Origin of the sequence: Streptomyces sp. NPDC050534 (assembly GCF_044457745.1) — a bacterium.
Classification (GTDB): Bacteria; Actinomycetota; Actinomycetes; order Streptomycetales; family Streptomycetaceae; genus Streptomyces.
Map to the genome: position 1 here is coordinate 198140 of NZ_JBITHF010000005.1, position 15952 is coordinate 214091.

At 70.8% G+C, this 15952-nt stretch carries 16 protein-coding genes and 1 pseudogene; 9 read left to right on the plus strand and 8 right to left on the minus strand.

All coding sequences use genetic code 11. The features are described from left to right. Nucleotides 1-66: 66 nt before the first annotated feature. A complete protein-coding gene (locus ACIBN2_RS18175) occupies nt 67-1608 on the minus strand; it encodes a cytochrome bc complex cytochrome b subunit (protein ID WP_399135459.1) in 1542 nt (513 codons plus the stop codon). Nucleotides 1609-1747: 139 nt separating this feature from the next. Then, on the minus strand, nt 1748-2038 hold the full coding sequence (locus ACIBN2_RS18180; protein WP_399135460.1) for a WhiB family transcriptional regulator: 291 nt from the start codon (nt 2036-2038) through the stop codon (nt 1748-1750). Between the two features lie 241 nt (nt 2039-2279). On the opposite strand from ACIBN2_RS18180, the gene ACIBN2_RS18185 reads away from it, so the two are divergent. Both ACIBN2_RS18185 and ACIBN2_RS18190 read left to right on the plus strand, forming a co-directional pair. Then, on the plus strand, nt 2280-3131 hold the full coding sequence (locus ACIBN2_RS18185; RefSeq protein WP_399135461.1) for an RNA polymerase subunit sigma: 852 nt from the start codon (nt 2280-2282) through the stop codon (nt 3129-3131). 152 nt (nt 3132-3283) lie between these two features. Beyond that, nucleotides 3284-4255: pseudogene (locus ACIBN2_RS18190) on the plus strand (Rieske 2Fe-2S domain-containing protein); the annotation flags it as partial. Between the two features lie 12 nt (nt 4256-4267). Here the strand turns inward: ACIBN2_RS18190 and ACIBN2_RS18195 are convergent. Together ACIBN2_RS18195 and ACIBN2_RS18200 are read right to left on the minus strand one after the other, a co-directional pair. Then, nucleotides 4268-4513: a DUF397 domain-containing protein gene (locus ACIBN2_RS18195; protein ID WP_399135462.1), complete on the minus strand. Its 246-nt coding sequence runs from the start codon at nt 4511-4513 to the stop codon at nt 4268-4270. 2 nt (nt 4514-4515) lie between these two features. Further along, nucleotides 4516-5382: a DUF5753 domain-containing protein gene (locus ACIBN2_RS18200; RefSeq protein ID WP_399135463.1), complete on the minus strand. Its 867-nt coding sequence runs from the start codon at nt 5380-5382 to the stop codon at nt 4516-4518. A 315-nt stretch (nt 5383-5697) separates the two neighbouring features. On the opposite strand from ACIBN2_RS18200, the gene ACIBN2_RS18205 reads away from it, so the two are divergent. The 6 genes from ACIBN2_RS18205 to ACIBN2_RS18230 all read left to right on the plus strand — a co-directional run bounded on the left by ACIBN2_RS18205 (nt 5698) and on the right by ACIBN2_RS18230 (nt 10219). Next, nucleotides 5698-6222 (plus strand): ATP-binding protein, encoded by a 525-nt coding sequence (locus ACIBN2_RS18205; RefSeq protein ID WP_399135464.1) that lies wholly within the window; start codon nt 5698-5700, stop codon nt 6220-6222. Beyond that, on the plus strand, nt 6219-6839 hold the full coding sequence (locus tag ACIBN2_RS18210) for a DUF6624 domain-containing protein (RefSeq protein WP_399135465.1): 621 nt from the start codon (nt 6219-6221) through the stop codon (nt 6837-6839). The genes ACIBN2_RS18205 and ACIBN2_RS18210 overlap by 4 nt, the downstream gene beginning before the upstream one ends. A 92-nt stretch (nt 6840-6931) precedes the next feature. Continuing rightward, the gene (locus ACIBN2_RS18215) at nt 6932-7426 is read left to right on the plus strand and encodes a peptidylprolyl isomerase (protein WP_399135466.1); all 495 of its coding nucleotides are present in this window, start codon (nt 6932-6934) and stop codon (nt 7424-7426) included. Nucleotides 7427-7650: 224 nt separating this feature from the next. Next, complete coding sequence (locus tag ACIBN2_RS18220) at nt 7651-8130, plus strand: MarR family winged helix-turn-helix transcriptional regulator (protein ID WP_399135467.1); 480 nt, start codon at nt 7651-7653, stop codon at nt 8128-8130. Continuing rightward, a complete protein-coding gene (locus ACIBN2_RS18225) occupies nt 8127-9626 on the plus strand; it encodes an MFS transporter (RefSeq protein ID WP_399135468.1) in 1500 nt (499 codons plus the stop codon). The genes ACIBN2_RS18220 and ACIBN2_RS18225 overlap by 4 nt, the downstream gene beginning before the upstream one ends. Beyond that, nucleotides 9623-10219 carry a cysteine hydrolase family protein gene (locus ACIBN2_RS18230; RefSeq protein WP_399135469.1) on the plus strand — a complete coding sequence of 199 codons (597 nt, stop codon included), beginning with the start codon at nt 9623-9625 and terminating at the stop codon, nt 10217-10219. The genes ACIBN2_RS18225 and ACIBN2_RS18230 overlap by 4 nt, the downstream gene beginning before the upstream one ends. Before the next feature lie 68 nt (nt 10220-10287). On the opposite strand, the gene treS is transcribed toward ACIBN2_RS18230, so the two are convergent. Next, on the minus strand, nt 10288-12504 hold the full coding sequence (gene treS, locus ACIBN2_RS18235) for a maltose alpha-D-glucosyltransferase (RefSeq protein ID WP_399135470.1): 2217 nt from the start codon (nt 12502-12504) through the stop codon (nt 10288-10290). 175 nt (nt 12505-12679) lie between these two features. Here treS and ACIBN2_RS18240 point away from each other — a divergent pair, with 175 nt between their 5' ends. Beyond that, nucleotides 12680-13306: a GntR family transcriptional regulator gene (locus ACIBN2_RS18240; protein WP_399135471.1), complete on the plus strand. Its 627-nt coding sequence runs from the start codon at nt 12680-12682 to the stop codon at nt 13304-13306. A 37-nt stretch (nt 13307-13343) separates the two neighbouring features. Here ACIBN2_RS18240 and ACIBN2_RS18245 read toward each other — a convergent pair whose 3' ends face one another. The 3 genes from ACIBN2_RS18245 to ACIBN2_RS18255 are packed head-to-tail and all read right to left on the minus strand — an operon-like array spanning nt 13344 to nt 15868. Beyond that, on the minus strand, nt 13344-13682 hold the full coding sequence (locus ACIBN2_RS18245; protein WP_399135472.1) for a cupin domain-containing protein: 339 nt from the start codon (nt 13680-13682) through the stop codon (nt 13344-13346). Then, nucleotides 13679-14470, minus strand: a complete 792-nt coding sequence (locus tag ACIBN2_RS18250; RefSeq protein WP_399135473.1) for a carbon-nitrogen hydrolase family protein — start codon at nt 14468-14470, stop codon at nt 13679-13681. Before ACIBN2_RS18250 ends, ACIBN2_RS18245 begins: the two co-directional genes overlap by 4 nt. A gap of 30 nt (nt 14471-14500) precedes the next feature. Next, nucleotides 14501-15868, minus strand: a complete 1368-nt coding sequence (locus ACIBN2_RS18255) for an MFS transporter (protein ID WP_399135474.1) — start codon at nt 15866-15868, stop codon at nt 14501-14503. Nucleotides 15869-15952: the final 84 nt, after the last annotated feature.

Here is a 15952-nt window from a genome sequence, read left to right on the forward strand (position 1 = left end):
CACTTGGTCGGAGCAGCCGATCCTCACCGGCTCGTCGACGATCGCTCACCTGCCTGCCGGTATCGCTCACCTGCCTGCCGGTGGCGTGGGCCCGGCCGTGATCTCCTGGTGCTCTCGCTCGGTCGGCTCGTCGATCGGGACCTGCGCGCCGTAGAAAGTGCGCTTCAGCGCGGCACGCAGGCGGCGCACCGGGCGGAATCCGTCGTCCGGGTCTTCCCCGTCGGCCGAGCGGCCCGGACCGATCGCACGGTACTGGTCGCGCTGCGTGAGAAGGGCCAACTCCTCCTGGCTCAAAGGCTCGTGCACCTCGACGAACTCACCGTTCGGCATGCGCTTGATGATGCCGGTCTCGCGGCCGTGCAGCACCTTGTCGCGATCCTGGCGTTGCAGGCCGAGTGCCCAGCGCCTGGTGAGGACGTAGACGAGGGGAGGTACGACGACGAGGCCGATGCGCACCGCCCAGGTCACCGATTCGACGGCGACATGGAAGCGGGTGGCGATGATGTCGTTCGCGGCGCCGAGCAGGGCCACCAGGTAGAAGCTGATCCAGGAGACGCCAAGGGCCGTACGGACGGGGCGGTTTCGGGGGCGGTCGAGCAGGTGGTGCTCACGGTCGTCACCGGTCACCCATGCCTCGATGAACGGGTAGACGCCCATCGCGGCGAAGACGGCGACGCCCGCGAGCAGCGGGATCAGGTTGTCCAGCGCCAGGGTGTGGCCCCAGAAGGTGAGCTCCCAGCCGGGCATGACCCGCAGCAGGCCGTCCGCAACGCCCATGTACCAGTCGGGCTGCGACCCGGCCGAGACCTGGTCGGCGCGGTAAGGGCCGTACCGCCAGACGGGGTTGATCTGTGCGACCGCGGCGACGGCGAAGATGACGCCGGCCACGAGGCAGAAGAGTCCCCCGGACTTCAGGGCCCGTGCCTTGAGCGGCAGGCCCACGACGTTCTTCTCGGTGCGCCCCGGGCCGGGGTATTGCGTGTGCCGGTGGGCGAGGGCCAGGAAGAGGTGAGCGACCAGCAGTCCCACCATCAGGGCCGGGATGATCAGCACGTGGATCGTGTTGAAGCGGGCCACCAGATCGTGCCCGGGGAACTCGCCTCCGAAAAGGAACATCGAGAGGTACGTGCCGACGATCGGGATGGAGAGGATCGTGCCGTTCACGACGGCGAGCCCGGTGCCGGACAGCAGGTCGTCGGGCAGGTCGTAGCCGGTCAGGCCGCCGAACATGCCGAGGACCAACAGCAGGAATCCGAAGACCCAGTTGAGTTCGCGGGGCTTGCGGAAGGCGCCCGTGAAGAAGACGCGCATCAGGTGGCACAGCATGGCGGCGACGAAGACCAGCGCGGCCCAGTGGTGGGCCTGCCGGATGAGCAGACCGCCGCGGACGTCGAAGGAGATGTGCATCGTCGAGTCGAAGGCTTCGGACACCATTCGACCGCGCAGCGGTGCGTAACTGCCGTGGTATTCGACCTGGTTCATCGACGGGTGGAAGAACAGCGTCAGATAGATGCCCGTGATGATGACGACGACGAAGCTGTAGAGGCTGATCTCGCCGAGCAGGAACGACCAGTGGTCGGGAAAGGCTTTCCGGGCCTTTCCCCGCATCAGGTTGTAGAGACCCAGACGCCCGTCGGCCCATTCGGCGACCCTTTCGCCTCTACCCCGCTCTGATGCATCGTGCTCCTGGAGTCCGTCACCCACGCCCCATCACCGCCATTCCGTGAAGTGTCAGAAAGAGTTGCGATCAGGCCGCCGTGGTGACCGAGTCCTGGCCCTGGTGGACGTCGCGCCGGCTCGCCGCCCGGCGTTCGCTCTCCGTGGTGCCGCCCCAGATGCCGTCCACCTGCCCCGCCTTCAGGGCCCAGCGGAGGCACTGCTCCACGACCGGGCACCGTCCACAGACGGCCTTGGCCTCGTCGATCTGGACGAGCGCCGGACCGCTGTTGCCCACGGGGAAGAAAAGCTCGGGGTCCTGCCCCAGACAGGCGGCCCGTTCGGGCCAGGGCAGGGCGGGATCTCCTCTTACGGCGCTCATGGGAAGCGCACCTCCAGCTTCGCCGGGAGTGGTACCGGTCTCTGTAGGTGAGACAGGACAACCGGCGCAGATGTGACACGGGGGCGAGTGTCGTGCGTCACCGCGGGGGCGTCCGGCGGAAAGACGCCTGTCACAACATCCGCGGGTGCCCGGTCGGACAAGGTGAACCGACATGCCGAGATGGATGTGCCGGTCGGACTCCGATGCCGCTGAAGCCCTGGCGCGGGAGGGGGGATGCCGTATGGACGAGGCGGACGCGGTGCCGATCGCGGATCTGGTCGACGAACGCCGGTATCTGCTGGACGTGGCCTACTGGATGCTCGGCAGCGCCGGGGAGGCGGAGCGGGTCGTCGACGAGGTCTATCGCCGCTGGTACGGGCTGTCGGACGAGGCGCGTCGGCAGATCGCACGGCCGAGGTCCTGGCTGGCGAAGACCGCGGGGCAAGGCTGTCTGAGCCGCCTGGCCGGCACCGGGCAGCGCGACGGCGGGCCTGAGCAGGAGTGCCTGCCCACAACGCAGCAGTGCCTGCTCACAGCGCTGGACGTGCTGTCGCCGCCCGAGCGGGCCGCGTTCGTGCTCGGCGATCTGTTCGGGACGGCCCAGGAACAGGTCGCCGACATCGTGGAACGCAGCGGGCCGGAGTATGCCGAACTGGCCGAGCGGGCCCGGGAGAGCGTGCGGACGCAGCGCGCGCGGCAGGTCGCGCCGCGGGAGCAGGACGCCGTGGTGCGTGCGGTCGGGCGCGCGTGCCGGGAAGGAGACGGTGAGCTGCTGGCGTCGCTGCTGTGCGCGCGGGCCACGGCGTTCGTCGACGGGGGCGGCAAGGTCAGGGCGCCGGACCGGCCGGTCCACGGGGGCCTGCAGGTGGCCCGCACCTTGCTGACACTGCTCGCGCGCCGGCCGCGTACCACCTTGAGCGCGCAGTCCGTCAACGGGCGGACGGGGCTGGTCGTCCGCTACGAGCGCCGGGTGGCCGCGGTGATCTGCCTCGATGTGGCCGATCACCGCGTCGCGCATGTCTGGGTGATCCTCAACCCCGACAAGCTGCGGTCATGGAACCTGCCTTCGGACCCCCTCCCCACGGGAGAGTGACTCCGGAGGCGACGGCCGGCTCGGGCGCGACGCGGGGACTGTCCGTGCCGTTTCCCATGTGCTGAGGAAAGGGATGACCGATACCGAATCAGCCAAAATAGGGAGCGATCGTCTCTCAGGGCATCGCACGACAAGGCACGGCGAAGCCGACCTTGCACGCGCTGGAGGACCGGTGCGCACACCGGCAGGTGCCGTTGAGCATGGGCGTCGTGGAGGGGGACGCACTGCGCTGCTGCTATCACGCGTGGGCCTACCGCGGTGACGGCCGCATCTCGCAGATCCCGTATCTGTCCAAGGGTGACGGCCGGCCGCCGCGCGGGGTGCGCGGCTATCCGGTCCGTGAGACGTACGGCCTGGTGTTCGTCTTCCCGGGCGCCCCCGAGCGGGCGGCGGACACGCCGCTGCCCACGCTGCCGGAGTTGGGCTCGGCACGCTGCAGGACCATGACGTTCTCGCGGACCGTGCGCTGCCACTACTCGTTCCTGCACGAGAACCTCCTCGACATGAACCACCAGTTCCTGCACCGGGGTGTGGTCGGCAGGATCCGTCCCGAGCTGCTGGGACACCGGGCCGACGCACGTTCGGTGGAAGCCAGATATCGCTTCACGCACGCGGGAGGGAAGCGGAATCGCGGCGCCGGCATCCTGGCCGGCGAGGGCCTCACAGGGCGCGGCTCCAGCGATTTCATGACCATTCGTACGGAGTATCCGTACCAGACGCTCGACCTGGTGCCGGAGGGTGCCGAGCGGCCTGCGTTCCGGCTGTGGGCCGCGTACGTGCCCGAGGACGCCGAGCAGCGGATCTGTCACACCTACGGCCTGCTGATGATCGAGAAGCCTCGCGTGCCGGGTGTGCTTCAGCTGGCCTGGCCGCTCATCAGACGCTTCACCGAGCGGGTGTTCGCCGAGGACCGGATGGCCGTCGAGGCAGAGCAGCGGTCCTGGGAAAAGCAGGGCGGGGACCGCAACCACGAGGTCTTCCCCCTGATCCTGGACGTCCGCGAGGTGCTGCGCGGCAACGGCTTACCCCTCGGTCCTACAGGGGGCTGCGCCACCTCGATGTGCGGTGGCACGGCGCCGGCGGCGTGCCACCGTCACGAGGAGCCGGGGCCTCCCGCCGGGTGAGGGGCTGCGTGCTCAAGCGACGAGGAAGTCCGCCTGGCCGGTCTTGGCGCCCTTCAGGAACGAGATCATCTCGTCGCGGGTGTAGACGAGTGCCGGCCCTTCGGGGTCCGCGGACTGGCGGAAGGCGACGCTGCCGTCGGGCAGTCGCTTCACCTCCACGCAACTGCCCCCGTTGGTCCCGCTCCAGGGCTTGTGCCAGCCCTCGGCTCCCAGGCCGGCGGCCGGCATACCGCTGTAGACGCGTCCTTCGGCTCCCATGGTCACAACTCCTTACGCAGGTCACCCAGGATCTCCCTGGTTCGTGCGACCGGCTCCGCCTGAACGGACATCCGGTCCAGGACTTCGAGATGGGCGACGACGTCCTCGGGCCGGTCCACGTAGACGGCACCGGTGAGGTTCTCGGCGTAGACGACGTCGGGCAGTTCGGAGAGTCCGAAGCGGAAGTGGTGGAAGGGGCCGAAGGCGCCGGGGTGGGCGCCCACGGAGACGGGCATGACCTGGATACGGACCTTCGGCCTGGCCAAGCACTCGACCAGCCGGTCGATCTGAGCCCGCATCACCTCGGCCCCGCCGACGGGACGGCGCAGCACCGTCTCGTCCAGGATGGCCCACACGGCCGGGCCGTCCCGCTTGTCGAGGAGGTCCTGGCGCCTGAGGCGCAGGGACACGCGGCGGTCGATCTCGTCCTTCGGCGTGCCGGGGAAGCCCGTGCGCAGCAGGGCGGCCGCGTAGTCGTACGTCTGTAACAGGCCCGGCACGTAGTGGGGTTCGTAGAGACGGATGACGCTGGCTTCGCTCTCCAGGCTCACGTAGGCGCTGAACCACTCGGGCAGCACGTCACGGAAGGCGTGCCACCACCCGGGCCGGTTGGCCTCCCTGGCCAGGGCGACGAAGTCCTCGATCTCCGCCGCCGGGACCCCGTAGCGGTACAGCAGTTCCCTCACGTACGGGATCCGCAGCCCGACCTCGGCCTTCTCGATCCGGCGGACCGTCAGCGACGTCACCCCGAGGGCCCCCGCCGCGTCCTCGAACGACACCCCGGCCCGCACACGCAGGGCCCGCAGGCGTCTGCCGAGCACGATCCGCAGGACCGTCGGCGCGCTGCCGCCCGAGCGGTTCTCCCCCACGTTCCACCTCCCGGAACGGCGGTCACGCTCTGCAGTCTGCCACGAACGCCATGACGCCGACAGAACGATGCGATAGATCTGAAATTATCGGAACGAAGGTTGCGAGCTGAGATTGCTGGACGTCATAGTGATCTGGTGACCTGTCGCACTGTGCCCTTACGTTGCGCCCAACTGCCGTTGGCGCCAAGGGAACTGATGTTCCGACGGGTCGGCCGCTGCACCTCACCTCCGGACCTCGGCACGCCGGCCCACCGCCGGTACCGACGGCCACCGGGGCAGCCACCCCACAACAGGGCTGCGTACGAAGGAGGTTCGATGACGGCCTTCAGGGCTTCATCGCGCCACACGCCGTCACCCCCACCGGCACCCGACGCGGACACCGCCGTCACCCACGTGCCGACCGCCCGGCTCCGCCCTCCCAGACCGGTCGTGGACGAGCTTCTGCGCTCCACCTTCCCGGCCGACCCCGCCTGGGGCACCGCGGTACGGCGCCTGGTCACCGAGCGCCTGGCGGCACTGCTGCCGCATCCCGAGCGGCTCGACGACGCGGCGACGGCGACCGGCGAGCTCTTCGCCAACGCCGTCAGACACGCCAGCCGCGGTCCGGACGACACGGTCACCGTCGCCATCGAGTGCACCGAGCACACGCTGCGCGTCCTCGTCGCCGACCGCTCCCCCGTGCCACCGCGGCCACGGCCGGCGGACGACGTGGCCGAGTCGGGGCGCGGGCTGGCCATCGTCTCCGCGCTGACCGACGGCTGGGGCACGGCACCACCCGAGCCGGGGACGCAGGGCAAGCGGGTGTGGTTCGCGATCGGACGAAGGGGAGCGACACCGTGAAGGGCAGGGCGGGGCGAGTGGGCAGCGGCGTGAACGGCCGCGCGCACGGTGACGGACCCCGCGACGCTGCACCACCGGAGGCCGCCGCGCCGGCCGCGCCCACCGCGGCAGCAGCGCCCCTGGCGGCTGCCTCGGCCCTGGCGGCCGAGCTGCTGCGCCGCGCGGACGAGGACCGGCAGCTGACGCGCCAGGCGCAGGCCGATCCCACGCCGCTGCGCAAGCACCGCATCGCCCAGTGCCACCGGGACAACGGCCAGGCACTCGCGGCGATCGTCGGCCGCTACGGCTGGCCGCACGCCGACCTGGTCGGCTCGCCCGCCTCGACCGCGGCCCTGATGATCCTGCTGCACGCCCCCGACCTCGGCTTCCGGCTGAGGTGCCGCGACCTGATCGCGGACGCCATGGCGGACGGGCACAGCCCCGCCATACACCTCGCGTACATCGCCGACCAGTGCGCCGTCGACCTGGGCCAGCCGCAGTACTACGGGACGCGGATCAACCCCCGCACACTGCGCCCGTATCCCATCCGCCGCCCGCAGAGCGTGGACGAGCGTCGTGGGGACGTCGGCCTGGGCCCGCTCCAGGAGCAGTTGCGGGCCCTGCGCATCACCGGCTGACACACGCCGGCCCGCCGGATACCACGCCAGGTCGGACACCCACACGTGGGGCCTGTTCGACCTGGGCGCGCCAGTTGTGGAGAATCAGGGACATGAGCGAGAACGTTTATTTCGAGATTTCGGCCAATGGCGAGAAGCTCGGCCGCGTCGTCTTCCGGCTGTTCGACGACGTCGTGCCGAAGACCGCGCGGAACTTCCGTGAGCTGGCGACCGGCCAGAACGGGTACGGCTACAAGGGTGCGCCCTTCCACCGGGTCATCCCGGAGTTCATGCTGCAGGGCGGTGACTTCACCAACGGCAACGGCACCGGCGGCAAGAGCATCTACGGCGAGAAGTTCGCGGACGAGAACTTCCAGCTGAAGCACGACCGGCCGTTCCTGCTCAGCATGGCCAACGCGGGCCCCGGCACCAACGGTTCGCAGTTCTTCATCACGACCGTGGTGACGCCGTGGCTGGACGGCAAGCACGTCGTCTTCGGTGAGGTCGTCGAGGGCGAGGACGTCATCAAGGCCGTCGAGGCCCTCGGCAGCCGCTCGGGGACGACCGCCAAGAAGATCGTCGTCGAGGACTCCGGCGTCGTCGCCTAGTCCCGGTTCCCACACCACCGCGCCGCCCGCATAAGGACGGCAGCGCGGTGGAGCAAGGCCAGGCAGCTGGTCGCAGCCCCGTCGCCCCGGGTGGTCTCACCCCGGGCAGCGGGGCCGCGCTGCTCTCCGGGTGACCTGCGCCGACACGGCAGGCGAACCGCACGCCTCCGAGAATTAGCCAAGCAACTTGGCAAAGTTGCTTGAGGAGTTTTACGGTGGTCGGCATGACCACCGACCCCCGCCCGCAGCAGTCCACCGCCTCCGCCGTGGCCGCGCAGCGTCTTCAGGACGCGATGAAGCGGCTGCGGGCACGCCTGCGTGCGGAGTCCGGGCAGAACGCGACCGGGCTGACCCCGACCCAGATCGCCGTGCTGGGCAGGATCATCCGGCAGGGCCCCCTCACCGCGGCCCGGCTCGCCGCGCTGGAACACGTCAGCGCTCAGGCCATCGCGCAGAGCCTGGCCGTGCTCAAGACCGCCGGCCTGATCCACACCGCGCCCGATCCGCAGGACGGCCGCAAGAAGCTGGTCAGCGCCGACGCGTCCGCGACGGAACTGCTCGACCGGCTCCTGACCGGCCGCTCCGACTTCCTGGTGCGCGCCATCGACGAGGTCATCGCCCCGGACGAGCGCGCGGACGTGGAGAAGGCCATCGAGATCCTGGAGCGGCTGGCCGACGCCGACCTGCGCGGCGGCGGCATATGAGCCCCACCACCCGCCGGGGCGAGAACGCGGCGCCCGAACCGCGGCACGAGCCCTTCGCGTGGTCCTTCACCACCCCGCTGTACGTGGGTTCCGCCCTCAACCCGATCAACAGCTCCATCGTCGCGACCGCACTGGTGCCCATCGCGGGCGAACTGCACGTCCCGGTGGGCGCCACCACCGTCCTCGTCTCCTCGCTCTACCTGGCCAGCGCGATCGCCCAGCCGACCGCGGGCAAGCTGGCGGAGGTCCTCGGGCCGCGCCGCGTCTTCCTCAGCGGCATCCTCCTCGTACTGCTCGGCGGTCTGATCGGCGGCCTGGGCCAGAACCTGGCGATGCTGACCGCCGCCCGCGTCCTGATCGGCGTCGGCACCTCGGCGGGCTTCCCGTGCGCGATGGTGCTCATACGACGCCGCGCCGCCCGGGCCGGCCTGGACGCACCGCCGGGCGGCGTGCTCGGCGGCCTCGCGATGGCGGGCATGGCCACCGCCGCGATCGGCCCGCCCCTCGGGGGCCTCCTGGTCGGCGCCGCCGGCTGGCGCTGGGCCTTCCTCGTCAATCTGCCCGTCACGGCGATCGCCCTGACGATGACCTTGCGCCAGCTGCCCAAGGACCCGGTCCTCGACCGCGCGCAGAGCGGATTCCGTCAGATCGCCGACCGTATCGACCTGCCCGGCATCCTCGGCTTCGCCGCGTCGATGACCTCACTCGTCGTCTTCCTCACGGCCCTCCCGCACGCGAGGTGGGCCGCCCTGGCCGTCTTCGCCGTGACCGCCGTCCCCACCGTCGTCTGGGAGCTGCGCAGGACCGCGCCGTTCTTCGACTTCCGCGGACTCGCCGCCAACGGCGCCCTCGCCCGCACCTACCTCCGGCAGGCCCTCGCCCTGCTCGGCGTCTACACCGTGATGTACGGCATGACCCAGTGGACGGAGGCCGCCCACGGCTACTCCACCGTGGCGGCGGGCCTCCTGCTGCTGCCCATGGGCGCCGTCTCCGCGCTGCTCTCGCGGCCGCTGGCCCGCCGCAACCTGGTGCGCGGCCCGCTGATCGCGGCCGCCGTGACGATGGTGCTCGGCTCCGGCGGCCTCGTGCTGCTCACCTCGCACAGCCCGGCCGTCGCGATCGTCCTGGTCTCCCTGATCTTCGGCGTCACGTCGGCTGCCTCCACCGTCGGCAACCAGACCGCCCTCTACATCGCCGCGCCGGCGGACCAGATCGGCACCGCCTCCGGCCTGTTCCGGACCTTCGGATACCTCGGCACCATCACCTCCTCCGTGATCGCCGGCATCGTCTTCCGCGACGGCGCAGGCGACCACGGCCTGCACACCCTCGGCCTCGTCCTGGTGGCGGCGGGCGTCGCCGTCCTGCTGCTCACCCTCCTGGACCGCCGGCTGACGGCGCCCAGGACGCAGGGCGCACCCGACGCCCCACTCCCCCACAACTCCCCTGCCCGCACTGCCGAACCGGCAACGAACCCCCGCAAGGAGCACCACGCATGACCACCCCCGCCGCCCCCTCGATCGACCCCGCCCGGACCGCCCTGCTCGCGATGGACTTCCAGAACGGGATCCTCGCGCAGGTGGCCGAGCCCGACGCGCTCGTCACCCGGGTCAAGGACGTGATCGCCGACGCTCGCGCCGCGGGCGCCACCATCGGCTACGTCCGCGTCGCCTTCACCGAGGACGACTGGGCGAAGGTCCCGGCGACGAACAAGACGTTCAGCGCGGTCGCCGCGGCGAAGCTGATGCATCACGAGGACGACGCCACCCGGATCGACACCCGCATCGCCCCCGAGGACGGCGACATCGTCGTCCGCAAGATCCGCTTCGGGCCGGGCTCGAACACGGACCTCCACGAGCAGCTGCGCGACCGCGGCATCGACACCCTGATCCTCTCCGGCATCAGCACCAGCGGCGTCGTCCTGTCGACCCTGATCGACGCGGCCGACCGCGACTACCGCGTCTACGTCCTCACCGACGGCGTCGCCGACTCCCGCCCCGAGGTCCACCGGGTGCTCGTCGACGAGGTGTTCCCCTCCCGCGCCCACCTGATCGACACGGCGGAGCTGCGGGAGCTGCTCAAGGCTGCCTGACAGGCATCGGCGAAGGGGCGAAAGCGGCGCCGCGCACGGCGCGTTCGCCCCTTCGTGCCGCTCCCGGCCTACTCCTCGAAGAGCAGGCAGAAGCCGTCGTGGCCGGGCAGTTCGACGTTCAGGGCGCGCAGATCGTCGACCACGCCGACCTCCGTGCCGGTGAGGGCGTCCCGGGCGCGCGCGCCCGGCCGGAAGTGCTCCGATGCCACGGAGCCGGCGACCGATGTGGAGCCGAAGTTGAGGACGGTCGCCTGGATCTGGTCGCTCTCGGGGATGCGGTGGACCATGACGAGCAGCGCGGGGTGCGGCACCGCCGGGATCTCGATCTGGTCGGCGGTGGCGATCCCGGTGTCCTCGCGCACCTTCAGCAGGTGTTTCAGGCTGGAGGCGAAGGAGTTGGGGTCCGCGAGCTGGGACGGGAGGCTGCCGTAGAGACTGTGTCCCTTCGGCATGCCCGATCCGGACGCCGTCGCCTCGGGCCGGTAGTCCATGAGGTCGTAGGCGGCCCGGTGGATCCATCGGGTGTCACCGGTGGCCAGCAGGCCGCCCACCTGTTCGCGAGGCAGCGTCAGCATGCCGCACAGGTCCCAGCCGGAGAGCGAGAAAACGCCCGGTTGAAGGGCGTTGAACATCGCCAGGAGCAGATGGGCCCTCCTGATCTCCCGCACGTCCTGGTTGGCGAGGTTGTCCAGCGACTCGTGCCCGAGCGCGGCGGCGATGATGGTGGCCGTCGTGGAGGCGATGCCGTTCGTGGTGAAGATGGCGTTGTAGGGCGCGTCGGGGCCGGTCAGCCTCTGCACCAGCTCGGCACGGACGTGCTCGGCGAGCTGGCCGCCGGTGACGTCGACGCCGTGGTAGGTGAAGTGGTCGTCCTTGTGCAGCGTGGCGAAGTGGACCAGCTCGTAGGTGAGTTCGTCGTGGTTCTGCAGGGCGTGCACGAGGCTGGCGGCCGCCACCCCGCTCTCCAGGGCGATGCCCAGCGTGAGCCGCAGGAACTCGGTGTCCTCGGTCGCCAGGGCGTGGTGGTAGGCGGGCCGGTTGACGAAGTCGTACGAGAGATCGGCGCCGGCCTCGGAGGTGATCCTGATGTCGTCGACGGTCAGGTTGAGCTCCTGGAAGGTGAAGCCGCCCAGTTTGCGCACCATGCTGGCGATCAACTGGTTGGCGGCCTCCGACAGCGGGTGCCCCTCCGACCAGGCCGGCAGACCCTCCGCGCTCTTCTCGACGCCCAGGAAGCCGTTGGCGTCCAGACGCAGCGCGCCCGATCCGAGGTCGCCGATCGAGTGCAGGGCGTCGCCGATGACGAGCCGCATGCCGGCGAAGGTCGGGTCGAGCCAGTTGATGGAGGGCTGGCCCTCCTTGAAGTAGTGCAGGTAGACCCAGCGCCGGGTGATGCCGTCGGGTCCGAGGACGGGGGCCGTCGCACTCCAGTTGGTGTCCTTGACGCCCGGGTCGTGGAAGATCACCCGTTGCAGGGCGCCGATGATGTAGCCGGCCTTCGCCAGCGCCTCCTCGGCCTCGGTGTCGAGGTTGGCCGAGTCGCGTCCCGCCGGTACCTCGGGCAGCAGGTGCCAGTCCTCCGGCTCGACCTGGACCATGTGGTAGATGCCGGGGTAGTCGCCGACGTTCATCTCGGCGAGCCGGAAGTCGGGCCCCTTGCCGGTGTGACCGGGCACGATGTCATCGATGATGGTTCCGCCGTGGTCGGCGGACACCTGGCACATGCGCCGGAAGTCGTCCTCCGTGCCGAACGCGGCGTCTATGGCGGTGCTGATGCGGTCGAAGTGGCCGTCGACGCTCGGGGTCGGGTCCCAGCCCGAGATTCCGCCCGCGCGCTTGACGGGCCCGGTGTGCACGGCCCGGATCCCGATGTCGGCGAAGGTGCGCCACAGCTCAGGGTCGGCCAGCGTGCCGAGGAAGCTGTCGCCGGGGCGGGTGATGAGAGAGATCGGATACGCCGTGAACCACACCGGGGCGACGCTCACGGCGGCCTTGGGGTCGGGCCGCGCGAAGGGGTTCTGCCACATGCTGCCCTGGCCGGTGAGCTGCACGGCGAGGTCCCGGGCGTCCTGGAGCATGGAGCTGCGCAGCAGCCATGACACGTAGTCGGGGTTGGTGCCGACCGGCTCTCCGGTTCGCTCGTGGGGCCGGGGCTGTCCCTGCGGCCTCAGGCGCGCGCGAGGTCGCAGAGATCGCGGACGCGCCGGATAGAACTGTTCGGAGTAGGTGATCTCTGTGGGTCCGTGCTGACCCTGATCGTCAGCCGCCGCCTGCTCGTCTGTCATGGATGGGCATCTCCCTGCTGGTTCAGAGCATATGAGACGGCTGCCCCAGAAGGGGCCAGGGATGCTCATCCTTACAGCACTCCAGTCCTCCGGCCTCGGTGTTCGAGCCGGTATTTCGAGCGCCGGCCCGTGGTAGCGTCCGTATACAAGCTGTATGCGATGTCTGGGGGTTGCCGTGGCGTCCGGTCGGGAGAAGGCGTACGCGTATCTCAAGGACACGGTGCTGACGGACCCCGGGATGCAGGGGGCCTTCCTCTCGGAGCAGGACCTCGCCGACCGCATCGGCGTCTCGCGCACGCCCATCCGGGAGGCGCTGCTGCAGCTCGCGGCCGAGGACCTGGTCGAGCTCGTGCCCAAGCGGGGCGCCCGGGTGGCGCCGCTGACGGGACGCGAGATCCGTGAGCTCATGGAGCTGCGGGGCATCGTCGAGCGCTACGCCGCCGAGCACTTGGTCTCCGCCGGACGGGCGCCCGTGGCGGAGCTGCGCTCGCTGCTGGACCGGCAGCGCGAGCTCACCGGCGCCGAGGACGCAAAGGAGTTCATCGACGTGGACCACCAGTTCCACTCCGCGCTGGTCTCCGCCGTCGGCAACACCCTCCTGGACCGCCACTACGACGGCCTGCGCAGCCGCCAGGTCCGCGCCGGAGTGGTCGCGCTCTTCAACCAGCAGGGCCGCCAGGAAGCGGTGATGGAAGAACACGATGCGATCGTCGACGCCCTGGCCGCGGGCGACGCACGGGCCGCGTGCGCCGCCATCGACCACCATCTGGAATCGACGCTGAAGGTGCTGCTCGCGGGCTAGGGTCCGTCCGGCGGATGAAGGCGGCGCAGGCGATCGCTCAGGGGTAGGTGATCACCAGCATGGTGACGCCCTCCCGTGAGGTCCAGGGACCGTGGGGCATGCCGGGCGGGCGGCAGGCGTACATGCCTGCGGTGAAGGTGCGGTCCAAGGTGAGGTCGTGCAGGGCGCCCTCGACGAGGTAGACCTCCTCCCAGAAGTCGTGGTGTGCCACGCCGCCGGCCGACGTGTCGGTGCCCGGTGCCCAGCGGACCAGTGCGGTGCGGCAGCCGCGCTCGGGGTCGTCGGCCAGGACGCGCTCCTCGACGCCGGGGCCGGACCCCGCCGGGGCGCTCCAGGGCCCGTCGGGGAGGTGGAACTCCAGCTCGGGCTTGCTCATCGCCACACCTCCGGGCGCCGGTTGGCCAGTACGGACGTCTTCTGCCGCACGGCGGCGACCTCGTCGAGGTCCAGATCGGCCACGAGCAGCTCGGGCCCGGCGCCCAGGGCGTGCCGGACGGTGCCGTCGGGTCCGGCGACGCGGCTGTGCCCGATGCCCGTCGGCGCGGAGCCCGGCTCGCCGCCGGGGTCGGCCTGGCCGACCGCGGCGAGCCACACCGTGGCGTCCAGCGCACGCGCCCGCACCAGCAGCTCCCACTGTTCGAGCTTGCCGGGCCCGGCGCCCCAGGACGCGGCCAGCAGAGTGGCGACGGCACCGGCATCGGCCTGGGCCCGGAACAGCTCGGGGAACCGCACGTCGTAGCAGGTGGCCAGGCCCAGCCGGACGCCGTCCACGTCGATCACCGTCGGGGCCGAGCCCGCCGCGACGGTGTCGGACTCGCGGAACCCGAAGGCGTCGTAGAGGTGGATCTTGTCGTACGACGCCTCGACACCGGGTCCGGTGGCCAGCAGGGTGTTGGTCACCCTGCCTCCGGGCGCCGGGGTGAACATCCCGGCCACGACGATCGTCCCGGTGGCCTGCGCGATCTGCCGTACGCCGTCGGCCCACGGCCCGTCCAGGGGCTCGGCGAGCGGCGCCAACCGGGTGCCGAAGCAGGCCATCGACGCCTCGGGGAAGACGACGACGCGGGCTCCGGCGTCCGCCGCGCGAAGTGTCCACTCCTCCACGAGCCGGAGGTTCTTGTCGGGGGCCGGGCCGGTGGTGAGCTGGCTCAGGGCGATCCGCATGACGCGGTTCCTCCTCGGAGGGGTCGGGGGTCAGGGGTTGGTGGGGGTGGCGTCCGCCGTGCTGCGGGCTTTCGGCGCGGCGAGCGCGGTGTCCTCGTGCACGGCGGCCTCGGGGTCGCGCCCGAGGAAGATCCCGGCGAGGGAGACGGCCGAGGCGAGGGCGATGTAGGCGGCCAGGGGCACCCAGGTGCCGTAGGCGCTCAGCAGGCTGGTGAACAGCAGCGGGGCGATCGCGCCGCCGATGATCCCGGCCAGCGTGTAGGCGAGGGAGGACCCGGTGTAGCGCAGTCGGGGCGAGAACTGCTCGGCGATGAAGGCGGCCTGCGGCCCGTAGAGACAGCAGTGGATCACCAGGCCCACCACCACACCGGCGGCGAGCGGCAGCCAGCTGCCGCCGCCGATCATCGGGAAGAACAGGAAGGGCCACACGGCGGCGGCCAGCGCGGCACAGCCGGACAGCAGGCGGCGGTTGACGCGGTCGGAGAGGGCACCGGCGAGCGGCATCAGGAAGACCTGGAGCGTGGAGCCGATGAGGACGGCAGCGAGGGCGGAGCCGCGTGACATGCCGAGTTCGTTGGTGGCGTACGTCAGGACGAAGACGGTGAACATGGCGTACAGCACGTCGGGGCCGACGCGGCACAGGATCGCGGCGAGCAGGGCGCGGGGCTGGGTGGCGAAGACCTCGCGGATCGGCGCCTCGGGGCGGGAGTGCTCGGCCTCCATCGCCTTGAACACCGGGGTCTCCTCGAGCTTGGCCCGCACCCACAGCCCGAATGCGACCAGGACGCCGGAGAGCAGGAAGGCCACGCGCCAGCCCCACGACTCGAACTGCGCCTCGGTCAGCAGCGCGCCGAGTGCGGCCAGGACGCCGTTGGCGAGCAGGTTGCCGGCGGGCGGGCCGACCTGGGCGGCGGAGGCGTAGAAGCCGCGGCGGCGCGGGTCGCCGAACTCGCTGGACAGCAGGACGGCGCCGCCCCACTCGCCGCCGACGCCGACGCCCTGGGCGAAGCGCAGCACGACAAGGGCGATCGGGGCGGCCACGCCCACCGTCGAGTACGCGGGCAGGACACCGATCAGGAAGGTGGCCACCCCGATGAGGACCAGCGTGGCCATCAGCACCTTCTTGCGGCCGATGACGTCCCCGAGGCGGCCGAAGACGAAGCCGCCCAGGGGGCGCGAGACGTAGCCGACGGCGTAGGTGGAGAACGCCAGCAGTGTGCCGGTGAGCGGGTCCTCGGAGGGGAAGAACAGGTCGCCGAAGACCAGGGCGGCCGCGGCGGAGTAGACGGCGAAGTCGTACCACTCCAGTGCGGTTCCGGTCAGGCTCGCGACGAAGGCCCGGCGGACGCCGGAGTGCCGAGCGGACGCCTTCATGTCGTCCTTCGGGGTGCGGGGCATGGTTCCCATCCTTGCTCGGGGACATCGACCTTCCGGCATACTTCTTGTATACAGGTCGTATGCGCAACCCCCTGCGCCGAATAC

What these genes read in the sequence shown, in the direction of transcription:
- ACIBN2_RS18205 (WP_399135464.1), top strand. Translation starts at nt 5,698, where the DNA reads ATGACGGCCTTCAGGGCTTCATCGCGCCACACGCCGTCACCCCCACCG.
- ACIBN2_RS18250 (WP_399135473.1), bottom strand. Translation starts at nt 14,470, where the DNA reads ATGCGGATCGCCCTGAGCCAGCTCACCACCGGCCCGGCCCCCGACAAG.
- ACIBN2_RS18180 (WP_399135460.1), bottom strand. Translation starts at nt 2,038, where the DNA reads ATGAGCGCCGTAAGAGGAGATCCCGCCCTGCCCTGGCCCGAACGGGCC.
- ACIBN2_RS18185 (WP_399135461.1), top strand. Translation starts at nt 2,280, where the DNA reads ATGGACGAGGCGGACGCGGTGCCGATCGCGGATCTGGTCGACGAACGC.
- ACIBN2_RS18215 (WP_399135466.1), top strand. Translation starts at nt 6,932, where the DNA reads ATGAGCGAGAACGTTTATTTCGAGATTTCGGCCAATGGCGAGAAGCTC.
- treS (WP_399135470.1), bottom strand. Translation starts at nt 12,504, where the DNA reads ATGACAGACGAGCAGGCGGCGGCTGACGATCAGGGTCAGCACGGACCC.
- ACIBN2_RS18255 (WP_399135474.1), bottom strand. Translation starts at nt 15,868, where the DNA reads ATGCCCCGCACCCCGAAGGACGACATGAAGGCGTCCGCTCGGCACTCC.
- ACIBN2_RS18195 (WP_399135462.1), bottom strand. Translation starts at nt 4,513, where the DNA reads ATGGGAGCCGAAGGACGCGTCTACAGCGGTATGCCGGCCGCCGGCCTG.
- ACIBN2_RS18245 (WP_399135472.1), bottom strand. Translation starts at nt 13,682, where the DNA reads ATGAGCAAGCCCGAGCTGGAGTTCCACCTCCCCGACGGGCCCTGGAGC.
- ACIBN2_RS18225 (WP_399135468.1), top strand. Translation starts at nt 8,127, where the DNA reads ATGAGCCCCACCACCCGCCGGGGCGAGAACGCGGCGCCCGAACCGCGG.
- ACIBN2_RS18175 (WP_399135459.1), bottom strand. Translation starts at nt 1,608, where the DNA reads ATGCGGGGAAAGGCCCGGAAAGCCTTTCCCGACCACTGGTCGTTCCTG.
- ACIBN2_RS18230 (WP_399135469.1), top strand. Translation starts at nt 9,623, where the DNA reads ATGACCACCCCCGCCGCCCCCTCGATCGACCCCGCCCGGACCGCCCTG.
- ACIBN2_RS18220 (WP_399135467.1), top strand. Translation starts at nt 7,651, where the DNA reads ATGACCACCGACCCCCGCCCGCAGCAGTCCACCGCCTCCGCCGTGGCC.